This is a genomic window from Dyella humi, assembly GCF_044904605.1.
GTDB lineage: Bacteria > Pseudomonadota > Gammaproteobacteria > Xanthomonadales > Rhodanobacteraceae > Dyella_B > Dyella_B humi.
The window spans coordinates 354,388-368,833 of record NZ_JADIKI010000023.1 but is presented as its reverse complement, the minus strand read 5'-3'; the positions used below and the strand labels follow the sequence as shown (position 1 = coordinate 368,833).

Annotated in this window: 11 protein-coding genes; 8 read left to right on the top strand and 3 right to left on the bottom strand. The window is 60.7% G+C overall.

Annotated elements, in window-relative coordinates; genetic code table 11:
* Nucleotides 1-52 precede the first annotated feature (52 nt).
* Entirely contained in the window at nt 53-496 is a 444-nt protein-coding gene (locus tag ISP18_RS12930) for a DUF4124 domain-containing protein (protein WP_380012416.1), read from the bottom strand.
* Between the two features lie 204 nt (nt 497-700).
* Between ISP18_RS12930 and pssA the strand changes: the two genes are divergently transcribed.
* The 4 genes from pssA (at nt 701) to ISP18_RS12910 (ending at nt 4,156) form a co-directional block, all read left to right on the top strand.
* Entirely contained in the window at nt 701-1,477 is a 777-nt protein-coding gene (gene pssA / locus ISP18_RS12925; protein ID WP_380012413.1) for a CDP-diacylglycerol--serine O-phosphatidyltransferase, read from the top strand.
* A complete protein-coding gene (locus tag ISP18_RS12920; RefSeq protein ID WP_380012410.1) occupies nt 1,474-1,962 on the top strand; it encodes a hypothetical protein in 489 nt (162 codons plus the stop codon). The genes pssA and ISP18_RS12920 overlap by 4 nt, the downstream gene beginning before the upstream one ends.
* Nucleotides 1,962-2,432 (top strand): ribosomal protein S18-alanine N-acetyltransferase, encoded by a 471-nt coding sequence (rimI, locus tag ISP18_RS12915; protein ID WP_380012407.1) that lies wholly within the window; start codon nt 1,962-1,964, stop codon nt 2,430-2,432. The genes ISP18_RS12920 and rimI overlap by 1 nt, the downstream gene beginning before the upstream one ends.
* Nucleotides 2,433-2,587: 155 nt before the next feature.
* Nucleotides 2,588-4,156 carry a hypothetical protein gene (locus ISP18_RS12910; RefSeq protein ID WP_380012404.1) on the top strand — a complete coding sequence of 523 codons (1,569 nt, stop codon included), beginning with the start codon at nt 2,588-2,590 and terminating at the stop codon, nt 4,154-4,156.
* Between the two features lie 186 nt (nt 4,157-4,342).
* Here the strand turns inward: ISP18_RS12910 and ISP18_RS12905 are convergent, their stop codons facing one another.
* On the bottom strand, nt 4,343-7,303 hold the full coding sequence (locus ISP18_RS12905) for a valine--tRNA ligase (protein ID WP_380012401.1): 2,961 nt from the start codon (nt 7,301-7,303) through the stop codon (nt 4,343-4,345).
* 299 nt (nt 7,304-7,602) lie between these two features.
* On the opposite strand from ISP18_RS12905, the gene ISP18_RS12900 reads away from it, so the two are divergent.
* Nucleotides 7,603-8,553: a hypothetical protein gene (locus ISP18_RS12900; RefSeq protein ID WP_380012397.1), complete on the top strand. Its 951-nt coding sequence runs from the start codon at nt 7,603-7,605 to the stop codon at nt 8,551-8,553.
* 92 nt (nt 8,554-8,645) lie between these two features.
* Nucleotides 8,646-9,332 (top strand): tRNA (adenosine(37)-N6)-threonylcarbamoyltransferase complex dimerization subunit type 1 TsaB, encoded by a 687-nt coding sequence (gene tsaB / locus ISP18_RS12895; RefSeq protein ID WP_380012394.1) that lies wholly within the window; start codon nt 8,646-8,648, stop codon nt 9,330-9,332.
* 57 nt (nt 9,333-9,389) lie between these two features.
* Here tsaB and ISP18_RS12890 read toward each other — a convergent pair whose 3' ends face one another.
* Nucleotides 9,390-10,427 (bottom strand): YeiH family protein, encoded by a 1,038-nt coding sequence (locus tag ISP18_RS12890; RefSeq protein WP_380012391.1) that lies wholly within the window; start codon nt 10,425-10,427, stop codon nt 9,390-9,392.
* A 90-nt stretch (nt 10,428-10,517) separates the two neighbouring features.
* Here ISP18_RS12890 and ISP18_RS12885 point away from each other — a divergent pair, with 90 nt between their 5' ends.
* Both ISP18_RS12885 and ISP18_RS12880 read left to right on the top strand, forming a co-directional pair.
* Nucleotides 10,518-11,396, top strand: coding sequence for a LysR family transcriptional regulator (locus ISP18_RS12885; protein WP_380012388.1), 879 nt, complete (start codon nt 10,518-10,520; stop codon nt 11,394-11,396).
* A gap of 731 nt (nt 11,397-12,127) precedes the next feature.
* A complete protein-coding gene (locus ISP18_RS12880) occupies nt 12,128-14,281 on the top strand; it encodes an ESPR-type extended signal peptide-containing protein (protein ID WP_380012385.1) in 2,154 nt (717 codons plus the stop codon).
* Nucleotides 14,282-14,446 lie beyond the last annotated feature (165 nt).

Below are 14,446 nucleotides of genomic sequence, written 5' to 3'. Positions count from 1 at the left end.
AGGAAAGTGCCGTGGAAGTGCTTGCATGCGAAGCTCGCACCGTTCCCCGCTTTTATTGATTCGCGCAGTACTCGTTGTACTGCGACTGGCTAGCATCGAGCTGTTGCTTGCGCTGGTCCGCATTGAGCAACTGCTGCTGCCCGCCGTTGCTCATCACCACCGGGCCGCTGCCCTGCAACGTGCCGATATTGGCCTTCAGCGAGGTGCACAGCTTGGCGCGGTTCTCGGGGGTGTCTTCCACGGGACCTTGTGGAGCATTGTTGCCGCCGCTTTGCGAGGGCGCGCTGGTGCTGCTCGACGTGGCGGCGGACGCATTGTCCCCACCGGCTGGCGCGGAGGCGCCGGTGTTGACACTGACCTGGCTGTACTTGGTGCCGGTCGGCGGGGGTGTTTCCGAGTAATGGACGGTGCCGTGGGCGTCGGTCCACTTGTAAACCTGGGCGAAGGCCAGGGGCGCTACCAGCAGCAGCGCCAGAGCAATGGACAGTCGACGCATGGGGCAGACTCCGAAAAAGGCGGTAAGTGGGAGAACACGCCTAGTTAACAACCGGCGCGGCTGGGACTCAAGCGGCGGCGCAAGCCGAATGCCGGGAACGTGCTGGCTCGCACGCTTGTACCGGGCGAAACAGGTGAAAGGCGAGCGGCGAGAGCGACCTGTCCAGCCTGCTAAACTGCCGTCCATCCCATCACGGATGGCTTCATGAGCGAAACGACACCAGCCCGGGTGCCACGGCATCGCGGGATTTATCTCCTGCCGAACCTGTTCACCACCGGCGCCATGTTCGCCGGCTTCTACGCCATTGTCGTTAGCATCGGCGGGCATTTCACGGATGCTGCCATTGCCGTGTTCGTGGCCGCCTTGCTGGACGGCATCGACGGCCGCGTGGCGCGCCTTACCCACACGCAGAGCGAGTTCGGCGTGCAGTACGACTCGCTGTCCGATCTGGTGAGCTTCGGCCTGGCGCCGTCGCTGGTGATGTACAACTGGTCGCTCTCCGGCCTGCGCGAGTACGGGCCGCTGCCGGCCAAGATCGGCTGGGCGGCAGCCTTCATCTACGCCGTCTGCGCCGCGCTGCGTCTGGCGCGCTTCAATACCCAGGTGGGTGTGGCCGACAAGCGTTACTTCCAGGGTTTGCCCAGCCCCGCCGCAGCGGCGGTGTGCATGTCGTTCGTGTGGAGCATGGAGAACTGGGGTTTCTCCGGCGACGAACTGGATATGATCATGCCCTTCATGGCGGTGATCGTAGGCTTGCTGATGGTGAGCCGCTTCCGCTATTACAGCTTCAAGTCCCTGCCGATGGGGGATAAGGTGCCGTTTCTGTGGATTCTTATTGCTGTGCTGATCCTGGTGCCATTCTTCGTCGATCCGCCGCGCGTGCTGCTGGCGGTGTTTTCGCTGTTCCTCCTGTCCGGGCCGGTGGTGACGCTGTGGGGCCTCGCCTCGCGTCGCAAGCGCCCGCGTCGTGGAGCGGTATGAACGCAGTGGCGGCCAGTTCGGCACATCGGGCGCGTGTTCTGCGCATGCTGGGCGTGGTGGCCTGGCGCAAGCGGGAGCTTGGCGCAGTTGAATCCATGGCGCAGGCAACGACGCTGGCCGAGCCGCAGTCGATGCCCGCCACCGCCGGCGTAGTGGTTGTGGTGCCGCCGCGCTGCGCGGTGCGCGAGTTGGATTTGCTCGGACGTGCGCTGTCCGCCTTCGGCCCGCAACTGGCCCGTGCACCGCGCATCGAGGCGGTGGATGGCGAAACCATGCAAGTACCGCACGCGCCGGCCTATCTGGTGTTCGGCCAGGCTCAGGCCCATGCACTTGGGCGTGCACTGCCGGCCAACGTGATGCGCGACGCGCACATCGTACTGGCGGATGCGCCGTCGGAGATCCTGGCCCAAGCCAGTTCCAAGCGCAGGCTGTGGCTGGCCTTGCGTACCCTGCGCCGCGCATTGGGGGCTGGAGGCAGGCCGTAATGGTTGCGGTGGCGCGCCCCTCGCTGGAAATGCGAGCAATGCGGCGCGAAGACCTGTCGCGCGTGAGCGAACTGGAAAGCGCATCCTACGACTTCCCTTGGAGCATGGGCATCTTCGGCGATTGCCTGAAGGCCGGGCATCCGTCGTGGGTGCTGTGCCTGGAAGGCCGAGTCATCGGCTACGGCATTCTCTCGGTAGGCGCCGCCGAGGCGCATGTACTGAACGTGTGCATCGCGCCCGACCAGCGTGAGCAGGGCTTTGGGCGTCATCTGATGAAGCGCCTGCTGGACATCGCACGCTGGAACGGCGCCGAGCGCGTATTCCTGGAAGTGCGGCCGTCCAATCCGAATGCGCAGGCCTTGTATTTGTCGTTGGGCTTTCACGAGATCGGGCGGCGGCCACGCTATTACCCGGCGCACGAGGGACGCGAGGATGCGATCGTGATGGCGTTGGAGTTTCGGTTGCCGTAGGGCTGCTATCCACTGAGTGGAAACACCGCGCGCTCTACATGTAGTCAAACCACGCACTTTTGCATGACTACGAAAAGATACTTGGGAGTGTGACATGCCCGTATACGTTTTCTTGGCAGACGGGTCGATTTTTTTGAAGCTGGAGTCCAACTTTAATGAACACGACTACCACCATTGATGCGCAAGATGTCAGTTACACCGCACCTTATACGGGTGCTGTAACGGCTACGCAAAGCGAGCTTAACCAATGGACGTCTCTAAATGTCCTTAACTTCATGACAGAGACGCAACGTGCCGACATTTTGAATAATGTCGGTTCCATTGATTGCACAGCGGCCTTTCAGGCGGCTATCAATGCACTTCCGGTGCAGGGCGGTATCATCGAGCTGCCGTCAGGAACCATCTTTATGACGACGGTGCAAATAAACCGCGGCTATCTGTATATACGCGGCAATCCCAAAGGTACGCGCATTATCGATTCCAGTACGACGGCGGATCTGTTTCAAATCGGTGATGGCTCGACCAAGGTGTCTGGTGTTCGGTTCGAAAACCTGAGTATTTGGGCGTCTTCCACTAAGACAGCAGGCACCGTCTTCAACTGCAACCAGCTTGAAAGTTTTCAGTTCGTCAATGTTTGTGTTGGCTCCAATGACGACTATGTGGCCAACGGGAATGTGAATCGCCTATGGAACGGTTATATCTTCAACCGTTTTGCTCAAGGCCTCGTATTCGGCGGTGAGATTGTATGTGCCAACTATCCGGTGCAGGCTAATGGGAACGTCGACCAGAGTTTCGGCGCGGAACTTGTCTTTGACGGAGGTCTCGATATTCAATATTCCACAAAGAACAACGCGGTACTGCTTGGGGGTGGCACGGGTGGAGTATATTTCGGCCGCGTCAATATTTCTTCCTGCGCCGGAGGCATCTGGTGGTCCAAGACATTGACTGACGTCAATAACCGTGAGGCGTTTGTTTCCGACCTGTGTACTATCGACAGCTGTCCAAGTCGAGCGATCAGCGTTGCTAGCGATTCACTTGAAACCTTGGATCTAAAGGGCTGGATTTCGGCGTGTGGCAATGACAAGTCCAACCCCCTTTTATCGTCGATCTGGGTCGATATCACTACGGCGACGCCGCCGGTGGCCTGCGAGATCAATGCTTCGGGCTTGCGAGTGCAAGACTCCCTTTTTGATGGAGTGCAGGTTTCGTCGGGTACGCTCAATTGGGTGGGTGGCCTCTTGCGAAGCAATGGTACAGGAATCAATGGTGGGCATGGCCTCGTGTTCGGGGCTGGCAGACTTAACCTCAGCGGTGTGCAGGTCTACAACAACGGTAACAGCACGCGTGGTTATGGGCTGTTGATCAATGGCGCTATAAGCTATACCGTCATTGGCAACAACTTCTTCTCCAACGGCCAGGGCTCTATCAACAACGACAACGTGGGCTTTAGCACGACAGGGCTAATTAGAAGTAATGTGGGCTACGTGACCGAAAATATCGGTTCCACACAAATTCTTTCGGGGCAGACGACAGTTGCCGTCAATCACGGTTTGGCCGCTGCTCCGTCATTGGTATTGATCACCATGGCCGGGCAGCAGGATGGCGGTGCGTATGCCTATGTGGCTCCGTCGTCCTATACGGCCACGCAGTTCACGATCACTTACTCGGTCCCCGCGGGCGCCAATCGTCCCTTTGTGTGGCAGGCTTTCATGGGAACGGAATGATGCATTGCCAAGCAGAACATTCCTGCCATTGCTATCGTGAGCTCGGACAGTTTCGCACTGCGCATATCCATGATCACGCAACGGCCGCATGGCGCGGCCGTTGCGATTGAACCAGCACTTAGTCTCGTAGGCTGGGATGAAATCCCAGCCTACGAATTGATTTGAGGCCAGCCTTGGCCCCTCACCTTAGCCAAGCTTGAGCATCTGCTCACGCAACGCGCCAAGCTGCGTACTCCAATCGGCAATACGCTGACGCTCCTGCGCCACTACTTCAGCCGGCGCGTTCGCCACGAAGTTCGCGTTGCCCAGCTTGTTCTCGCACTTCTTAATCTCGCTTTCGATGCGTGCGATTTCCTTGGCCAAGCGCGATTTTTCGGCACCGAGATCGATCAATCCCGCAAGCGGAATCAACACGCGCAGCGAACCGACCACCGCGGCCGCGGCAGCAGGTTCGTCGGCGCCAGAAGCGATCCACTGCGGCGCTTCCACACGTGCGAGAAAGCTGATCTGCGCCGCGAATTTTGCCGCGCGTGCGCGATCGCTGGCATCGCCATCGGCCAGCAACAGCGGAATGGTTTTGCCGGGTGCGATGTTCATTTCAGCACGGATGCGGCGGATGCCGCTGAGCACGTTCTTGAACCATTCGATCTCGGCGGTGGCTGCTTCATCGGCGGGAATCTCGCCTGCGTTCGGCCACGGGCGAAGCAGAATGCCGTCGCCCTGGATGCCGAGCTTCGGCGCCACCGATTGCCAGATTTCCTCGGTGATGAACGGAATGACCGGATGCAGCGCGCGCAGCACGGTTTCGAGGACCACCAGCAACGTGTGACGCGTCGACGCCGCTGCCGCTGCATCGTCGCCGTTCAACGCCGGCTTGGACAGTTCCAGGAACCAGTCGCAATACTCGTTCCACACGAACTCATACAACGTCTGCGCAAGTAAATCGAAGCGGTAAGTAATGAAGTGTTGTTCGACCTCGCCAAGCGTCTGCTTCAAGCGCGTGAGAATCCAGCGCTCGGCTTCTGTAACGGGTGCGTTCCCCGTTTCCCGTTCCCCGTTCCCCGCTTCATCCAGATTCATCAACACAAAGCGCGCCGCATTCCACAACTTGTTGCAGAACGCCTTGTAGCCTTCCGCGCGTTTGATGTCGAAGTTGATGGTGCGGCTGTAACTGGCCAGCGCGGCGAAGGTGAAGCGCAGCGCGTCGGTGCCGATGGCGGGAATGCCTTGCGGATAATCCTTGCGGATGCGCTTTTCCACTTTTTCGCGCACCTGCGGAATCAGCAGCGATTTGGTGGATTTCTCCACCAGCGGTTCCAGCTCGATGCCGTCGATCAGGTCCAGCGGATCCAGCGTGTTGCCCTTGGATTTCGACATCTTCTGGCCTTCCGCATCGCGCACGATCGCGTTGATGTACACCTCGCGGAACGGCACCTTGCCGGTGAAGTACTTGGTCGCCATCACCATGCGTGCGACCCAGAAGAAGATGATGTCGAAGCCCGTGACGAGCACGGCGCTGGGCAGGAAGATTTTGTCGTGCTCCCAGTTCGCGATCACCTCGCCGCGCTCGTTCTTCACCGGACCGTTGAAGGGCCAGCCGAGCGTGGAGAATGGCCACAGCGCGGAGCTGAACCAGGTGTCGAGTACGTCTTCATCTTGCTTCAGCACGCCGACCGGTTCGACGGTGGCGTGCGTGCGTGCGTCGGTTTCGCTCTCGCCGACGAAGATGTTGCCGGCTTCGTCGTACCACGCCGGAATGCGATGGCCCCACCAGAGTTGGCGACTGATGCACCAATCCTGGATGTTTTCCAGCCACTGCGTATAGGTGGTGGTCCAGTTTTCCGGCACGAACTTGATCTCGCCCGAACGCACTGCATTGAGTGCGGGTTCGGTGATCGCCTTGCGGCCGCCGGGACGGCCATCTTTTTGTGTGTCGCTGGTGAGATCGACGAACCATTGATCGGTGAGCATCGGCTCGATCACTGCATCCGAGCGCTGGCTGACTGGCACCTGCAGCTTATGCGGTTTGGTTTCGATCAGGAAACCGCCGGCATCTAGATCAACCAAGATTTGTTTGCGTGCCTCGAAGCGATCCAATCCTTGGTACTTCGCTGGTATGAAGTCGGTGAGGAATGGAGTGTCGATGGTGATGAGGCGATGCTTTGTGATTCGTGGTGCAACGCCGCTTCCCCAAATCTTTTCTTCATCGGTACGACTGATGACTTTTGCATCCAACGTGAGCATGGATTGAATGCCAATGTCGAGATGGCGTTCCATCACCGCGTAGTCGTTGAAGTCGTGCGCGGGGGTGATCTTCACGCAGCCGGTGCCAAATTCGCGATCCACATATTCGTCGGCAATCACTGGAATCTTGCGGCCAGTGAGTGGCAAGTCGACCATCTTGCCGATCAGATGCTGATAACGTTCGTCATCCGGATGCACCGCCACAGCAGCGTCAGCCAGCATGGTCTCCGGGCGGGTAGTGGCAACAACGAGGCTCTCGTCACTGCCACTGACCGGATAGCGAATCGACCACATGTGCCCGTCGCGCTCGACGTTGTTCACTTCCAGATCGGACACCGCCGTGCCCAGCACCGGATCCCAGTTCACCAGGCGGTTGCCGCGATAGATCAAACCGGCGCGATACCACTCCACGAACACCTTACGCACGGCGGCGGACAGGCCCTCGTCCATGGTGAAGCGCTCGCGCGACCAATCGGCGGCCACGCCGAGGCGGCGCATCTGGTTGGTGATGGTGGAACCGGACTCCTCCTTCCACTGCCACACGCGTTCCACAAACGGCTCACGGCCCAGATCGTGGCGGCTCTTGTTCTCCACCGCGAGCTGGTTCTCCACGATCTTCTGCGTGGCGATGCCGGCGTGGTCGGTGCCCACCTGCCACAGCGTGTTCATGCCGCGCATGCGCTGGTAGCGGATCAGCATGTCCATCACCGTCTGTTGGAACGCATGGCCCATGTGCAGCGTGCCGGTGACGTTCGGTGGCGGCAGTTGGATGCAGTAAGGCTCGCCATGCCCGGACGGCCGAGACGTGTCCATTTTGGACATGTCTATTTTGAATTGGCCGCTCCGTTCCCAGCGGGCGTACCACTTCGACTCGATCGGGCGGGGCTCGAAACTCTTTTCCATCGGGGACTCGCAGTGGCGCGCCAGGTGGCGCGCGCGTGTGGAAGGCACAGAAACCGGCATTGTAAGGGGGCGGGTGGAGGTGTGCCAAAGCGCTCGGTTCTAGACTCCCTTCCCTGCTTGCAGGGGAGGGCCGGGGTGGGGTGAGCACTTGCCTGAGACTTTCCCGCAAGTGTTCACCCCCTCCCAACCTCACCCTGCAAGCAGGGGAGGAGCAAGAGGCTACGCGCAGCGGGAGAGCCCACCGCCGCATCCGCTATAGTGCCCCGCTGATTCACTGGCATCCCATGGGGATGGGTCGTATGGAAGTACGAAACGAGGTCGATATCGCCACCGCAGGTCTGCCCAGGCAGGCCGCGGACGCGTCTCGCCCCAAGGTAGTGGTCTGCATGACCAACCACGAGCGCCCGGATTGCGCGCGCATCAACCAGGAAATCATCAAGCTCAACTATCCAGAGCCGTGGCCGATCGTGCATGCCTGCTCGGACGTCACTTACGAGCCGCACATGGAAGACGTGCTGGTGCGCTGCCAGCCGCGCTCCATCATCGAAGGCGCGTTGAACTTGTTGCAGCAGTCGTGCCGGGCGGCGGCGGAGGTGTACAACCCGCAATATCTGCTGCATGTGGAAGCCGATACCTGGGTGTTCGACCAGGGTATTATCCAGCGCTACATCGATCTGCTCGATCGCCATCCCAAGGCGTGGCTTGCCGCGTCCACGTGGAGCACCGATCAGCGCGTGCAATGGCGCCGCCTACAGCATCCGTTCGCCAAGGTGAAGCTGGGCACGGCCAAGGTACTCAATGCCCTGGGCAGCGATTTCGGCGTGAAGCGCAAGCAGACGTTGTCTACGCAGTTCTTCATCGCGCGCAATGATCCTCGTTTCTTCAAGGTGATCGACGGTATCCGGCCGACGTTCGAGAACACGCTGGAATACGACTTCTACCAAGCTTTCGTCGCGGAATTCGGCAAGCGCGCAGTGCTGCACATCAAGGAGCGCGAACCGGTGCATCCGGACAATCGCCATTGGTGCCCCGCGCTTACGCTGCACGCTCAGCATTGGCCAGAGCAATTGGCGCGCCCGGCGGATCTACCCGTTGGCACGCAACGCGAAGGCGTTTCCGGTCAATACGACATTCCCGGCAAGAAGGAAGTGCTGGCGGCTTACGGCTTCAAGCATCTCGGCCCGGCGATGCGCAAATTGCTGGAGGCGAGCGATACCAGCTACTACAACCCGAAGGCAAAGCGGTATTGAGCTGATTCGTAGGCTGGGATTGGCATCCCAGCCTACGAACTGCGGCGATGACCCGGGCGGTAATGACCTCCCCCTCATGCGAGAATCGCCCGATGAATCTGCTAGCCATCGAAACCGCCACCGAAGCCTGCTCCGTCGCCCTCGTGCATGGCGAAACCGTCATCGCCCGCACTGAGCTGGCGCCACGCCGCCAAGCCGAGCGCGTGCTGCCGATGGCGGACGAACTGCTGGCGGAAGCGGGTATCGGCAAGCATGCGCTGGATGTGATTGCCGTGGGGCGTGGCCCCGGGGCGTTTACCGGCGTGCGGCTGGCGGTGTCGCTGGCGCAGGGCATGGCGATGGCGCTGGATCGGCCGGTGGTGACCATTTCCTCACTGGCTGCGCTGGCGCTGGAATCGCCGGATGACGATGCGGCCATCCTGGCCGTGATCGATGCGCGCATGGGCGAGATCTACGCAGCCTGCTATCGACGCGATGACGAAGGCGGTTTGATCGCATTGGATGAAGAGCGTGTCTGCACGGCCGAGTCGCTAGTGTTGCCGCAGGCCGATGCGTGGAATGTGGTCGGCACCGGCTGGGCCACGTACCAGGATGCTTTGCGCAACCGGCTGGGAAGCGAACCGCGTTCGACCGATGGCGCTTGCTATCCGCAGGCGCAGCACGTGGCGACGTTGGCAGTACGAGAGTTCAAGGCAGGTCGTGCGGTGGCACCGGAGCACGCGTTGCCGGTGTATCTGCGGGACAAGGTGGCGTTGACGCTAGCGGAGCAGGGGCGCTGACCGTTTTTCTTCCTCCTCCCATCCTCAATCAAAGATGGAGGAGGGAGCCGCAATCCATCACAACTGCCCCATCACCACCTGCACCAGCAGACTGCTCACCGCCACCGCCGCCCACACACCCAGGCCCAGCAGAATTGGCCGTACACCGGTCGACGCCATCTTGCGCAGATTCGCCGACAGGCCGATTGCAGTGAGTGCCACGATGATCATGAACTCCGCGGCCAGATGGATCGCCGGTTGGATCGCCACCGGCACCAAACCCGCCGTGCGCACCGCCGATGCCACCAGAAACCACAGGATGAACCACGGAAAGATGCGGCGCAGGCTGAAATCGCTGGTGACGCCCGCATGCTTCGCCGCGCGCTTCTCGCGCATGGCCACCGCGATGGCAAGCACCAGGCAGATCGGAATGATCAGCGTGGCGCGCGTCAGTTTCACGATGGTCGCGTAATCGCCCGCGGCCGTGCTGTAGCTGTAGCCTGCGGCCACGACCGACGAGGTGTCGTTGATCGCCGTGCCGGCCCACAGCCCGAAGCCCAGGTCGGATAGATGCAGCGCATGCCCCAGCAGCGGAAACAGCAGCACCGCCACGATGTTGAACAGGAAGATGGTGGAGATCGCAAACGCCGTGTCGTGATCGTCCGGCTTGATGATCGGCGTCACCGCGGCAATCGCCGAGCCGCCGCAAATCGCCGTGCCCACGCCGATCAACAGCTTGAGCTTGTCGTGCACCTTCAATACGCGGCCCAGTAGCAGTGCGGTGACGAAGGCAACGGTCATGGTCACCAGCGTGACGGCAAGCGAATGCAGTCCCGTCTTCGCCACCTGCGTAAGGCTGAGACCGAAACCGAGCGCGATGATCGACCACTGCAGAATCTGCTTGCTGGCGAATTGAATGCCGGGACTGAAGTTTTCGCCCGGCGCAAACAGGTTGCGCACGGCGATCCCGATCACGATGCCGAACACCGGGCCGCCGATCAGCGGCACTTGGCGCCCTAGCCACCAGGCAGCCAGGGCGATGGCGAAGGCAAGCAGCAGGCCGGAGGCGTGAAGGCGCAGGGCAGGGGAGGCGGCGGGGAGGGATACGGCGTTCATGGCAGATGGCCCTTGGGGATGGGCGCATTGTCCATTTCGTCATGTATTAGGAAAATTTGAAATATCTAATGGAAGGCATAAACTAAGCTGATGCTTAATGTCAGCCTGCGCCAGCTCGACGTCTTCGTGCAGATCGCCCTGCACGGCAGCGTGCGCGCCGCCGCCGAGCGGCTGCACCTCACCCAGCCGGCGGCCAGCATGGCGCTGGCGGAAATGGAGCGGCAGCTCGATGCCCCCGTGTTCGATCGCGAGCGTGGCCGGCTGCGCCTCAACGCGCGCGGGCGCGAACTGCTGCCATTGGCGCAGGAACTGCTGGAACGTCACGCCGAATTCGGGCGTCGCGCTGCCGGCAACACCGAGGCGCTTGCTGGCGAGCTGCGCATCGGCACCAGCAACACAGTCGGCAATTACCGCGTGGGCGAACTGCTGGGCGAATTCGTGCGTGCGCATCCGCACGTGGCCATCCGATTGCGTGTGGCAAACACCGACAACATCGCCGCAGCCGTGCTCGATCACAGCCTTGAAGTCGGCTGCGTAGAAGGGCCTGTCACACACCCGCTGCTGGAAGTGCACCCGTGGCGCGACGATCTGTTGCTGGTCTGCGCACCGCCCGATCATCCCTTGGCGAAAAAACGCAGCCTGAAACCCGAGCATTTCGCTGGCGCACGCTGGGTGCTGCGCGAACCCGGCTCCGCCACGCGCACCACCGCTGAGCGCGCATTGGCGCAACTGCCGCCCGGCGAAACGGTGATGGAGCTGGATCAGATCGAAGCGATCAAGCAGGCTGTCACCGCCGGCCTCGGCATCGCCTGCCTGCCGCAAGTAGCCGTGACCGATGCATTGGCGACCGGGCGATTGGTGGCGCTGAAGACGCCGTTCCTGGATTTGCAGCGCAAGCTTTCGATACTTCTTCATCGCGAGAAATATCGTGGCGCGGTGCTGGAGGCGTTTTTGGATTCGGTGAAGTAGCAGCGCTCGTGCCTGGCCGCGGCTGGTTTTCGTAACGACTCATTCTTGTTGGGTCATCATTGACCAGCTTCGCTGCTGTGAAGCGCCTTCGCGAAGGCGCATTGCTGTCTGGGGATTTTCCTTGATGTTTTGTCGACGGACTACACGTCCTTATGACGTTCCATCTTGCTAGGCCGTCATTCCCGCGCAAGCGGGAATCCATGTTGCTCTGAGGTTGAAAGCGAAGATGGATTGACCAGCTTCGCTGTTGAAAAGCGCCTCCGCTTTCGCCGGAATGACGGCAAGGAACAATTAGGTTTGTGAATGTTGTGTAGCCATCCGTGTCTGCGCTTCGCAGCCCTATCTGCTGTTACGCGATCGCCCCATGCACGGCATGCCGATAAGCACGTCGAACAATATCGAATCGACCTATCGTAAATATCATAAATTTAGCGTTATACGCCTTCATGCCATACCGTGCCGTTCTTTAGATTCTCAATAAAACCTCAAGAAAATCATTTGTATCTGAACCTGTTGGTAATCCAGCGACCGTGTCGCGCGGATTTTAGTATTACTCCTATGGGTTGAGTGTTTCCGTCTCCCTACGATGGCTCCATCGGGTTAGCGCATATCGCGCAACTGCGACTTCAAAGGAATCGCTTCACGACATCGAAAGGACCACTGCACGGCTACGGCCAGCGCAGCGGTGAAGTGCGCACCGAAAAATTTTCAACCATCAGGAGACTGTCGTTATGAATATCAACTATCGCATTATCTGGAACGCCACGATCGGTAAATGGGTGGTGGCTTCCGAGTTGGCCAAGGGCCGCAAGAAGGCCAGCCGCACCGTGCTGGCTGGAGCTTTGGTTGTTGCGCTGGCTGCGTCCGCGCCGTTTGGTGTGGCGTTCGCTGCCGACACCGTCAGCGCCGAAACATGCACCACGCCAGGCGGTCAGTCGGGCACGTTGAATACAACGGGTGTTTGCACTGTAGATACGGTCGGTGGTGCGGTGATGAATATGTCTCTCGCCAGCAATTCGGTCAATGACATAGGGGTATTGGCAGCGGGAGTTGCTCTAGGCACCGGCGTCGCTACAGGTGTCGATTCCATATCTCTTGGCAATTCATCACTTGTGTCAACCGCCAGCGGCGAAGCCTCGATTACCATCGGGCAAAATCTAAATGCACAGCAGTTGTGGGATGTCGCGATTGGCGCCGACTCGACAGTAAATGCCGGCGGTGGCGTTAGCATAGGGCGAAATATAAATGTTACGGGGGCCTCTGCTGTTGCCATTGGTCAGAATTCAAATGCATCAGCAGCTACCGCAGTGGCATTGGGTGCGAATTCGATGGCCGATCGTGCCAACACGATCTCGGTGGGTAGCGATGTCGCCGGTTCAGCCTTCACCCGCCAGATCGTCAACGTGGGCGCCGGTACGCAGGCCAACGATGCCGTCAACGTCAGCCAGCTCTCGCCGGTGGTAACCGCGCTGGGCGGCGGCGCATCGATCAACACGACGACGGGCGCCGTCACCGGCCCGACCTACACGCTGGCCAATGGCGGCACGCAGACCACCATCGGCGGTGCGCTGGGTGCGCTCGACAGCAGCCTCACGACGACGAACACCAACGTCACCAACCTCGACGGCCGCGTAACGACCAACGAAGGCAGCATCACCAACCTGCAGCAGCAGCTCAGCGACGGCACCGTCGGCCTGGTGCAGCAGAACGCCACTACCGGTAACATCACTGTTGCTAGTGGCATAGGTGGCAGCACGGTGGACTTCACCGGCACTTCTGGCGCACGTGTGCTGACTGGCGTAGCTAACGGTGTGAACGACACCGATGCTGTGACCATTGCGCAGCTCAAAGCCCTTGGCGTGGATCCGGAAGGCCAACTGCTGGGCGCGCTCCACTATGACGACTTGACGCTGGCCACCGCCACACTAGGTGGCACCAACGGTACGACCATCAACAACCTCGCACCCGGCCTGATTGCATCGGGCAGCATGCAGGCGGTGAACGGCGGCCAGCTGTTCGACATGCAGCAGAACCTCCAGAACCAGTTCAGCCTGCTCAACGGCCAGTTCGCCTCCCTGGATGGTCGTGTGACCACGATCGAACAAGGCATTGCTGATGGCACGATCGGCGGCGGCGGTGGTGTCTCTCCGGGCACGGGCAGCGACAGCACACAGGTCGGCGACGGCGCCATTGCGTCGGGCAACAGCAGCACGGCGGTTGGCAGCGGCGCGGTAGCGTCGGGCGACAGCAGCACCGCGACGGGCGCAGGCTCGCAAGCGACGGGCAGCAACAGCACGGCCACCGGCGCGGGCTCGATCGCTTCGGGCAACAACAGCACGGCCAATGGTGCCAACTCGGTGGCCTCCGGCAGTGGCAGCACGGCAGTGGGCGAAAGCGCTTCGGCCACGGGCACCAACAGCACCGCGTTGGGCTCCAACTCCAGCGCGACAGGCAACAACTCCGTTGCACTGGGTGCGGGTTCGGTGGCGGATCGTGACAACACCGTCTCGGTCGGCTCGCCGGGCAACGAACGCCAGATCACCAACGTGGCTGCCGGCACGCAGCGCACCGATGCGGCCAACTGGGGCCAGGTGCAGGATGCCGTCAACGGCGTGCAGGACTGGGCCAACCAGAAGTTCCAGCAAGTGGACAAGCGCATCGACCGCATGGGCGCGATGAGCGCCGCTTACGGCCAGATGGCGTTCAGTGCCAACGGTCTGGACACCAAGAATCGTATGGGCGTGGGTATCGGCGCGCAGAACGGGCAGTCCGCGCTCGCGGTGGGCTACTCCCGCCAGATCAGGCCGAACATGAACCTCTCGTTCGGTGGCTCGGCCTCGGCTGGTGACGTGTCTGTGGGTGCAGGCTTGGCGGTGGGTTGGTAATAGGTAATAACAACGACAGTCGCAAATGCGACCTTGACCGGCACCTTCGGGTGTCGGTTTTTTTTTGAAGTGCGCCCGGCAGGAGGCAGGTGATTGGTCGAAATGCTTGTCGCCCCGATTTCGCCCATTGTTGTTCGGGAAATGCTCCGAAGATGTAGCACTGCT

Excerpts from the sequence above, each read along its gene's own strand:
- ISP18_RS12930 (WP_380012416.1), bottom strand. The coding sequence starts at position 496 with ATGCGTCGACTGTCCATTGCTCTGGCGCTGCTGCTGGTAGCGCCCCTG.
- pssA (WP_380012413.1), top strand. The coding sequence starts at position 701 with ATGAGCGAAACGACACCAGCCCGGGTGCCACGGCATCGCGGGATTTAT.
- ISP18_RS12920 (WP_380012410.1), top strand. The coding sequence starts at position 1,474 with ATGAACGCAGTGGCGGCCAGTTCGGCACATCGGGCGCGTGTTCTGCGC.
- rimI (WP_380012407.1), top strand. The coding sequence starts at position 1,962 with ATGGTTGCGGTGGCGCGCCCCTCGCTGGAAATGCGAGCAATGCGGCGC.
- ISP18_RS12910 (WP_380012404.1), top strand. The coding sequence starts at position 2,588 with ATGAACACGACTACCACCATTGATGCGCAAGATGTCAGTTACACCGCA.
- ISP18_RS12905 (WP_380012401.1), bottom strand. The coding sequence starts at position 7,303 with ATGGAAAAGAGTTTCGAGCCCCGCCCGATCGAGTCGAAGTGGTACGCC.
- ISP18_RS12900 (WP_380012397.1), top strand. The coding sequence starts at position 7,603 with ATGGAAGTACGAAACGAGGTCGATATCGCCACCGCAGGTCTGCCCAGG.
- tsaB (WP_380012394.1), top strand. The coding sequence starts at position 8,646 with ATGAATCTGCTAGCCATCGAAACCGCCACCGAAGCCTGCTCCGTCGCC.
- ISP18_RS12890 (WP_380012391.1), bottom strand. The coding sequence starts at position 10,427 with ATGAACGCCGTATCCCTCCCCGCCGCCTCCCCTGCCCTGCGCCTTCAC.
- ISP18_RS12885 (WP_380012388.1), top strand. The coding sequence starts at position 10,518 with ATGCTTAATGTCAGCCTGCGCCAGCTCGACGTCTTCGTGCAGATCGCC.
- ISP18_RS12880 (WP_380012385.1), top strand. The coding sequence starts at position 12,128 with ATGAATATCAACTATCGCATTATCTGGAACGCCACGATCGGTAAATGG.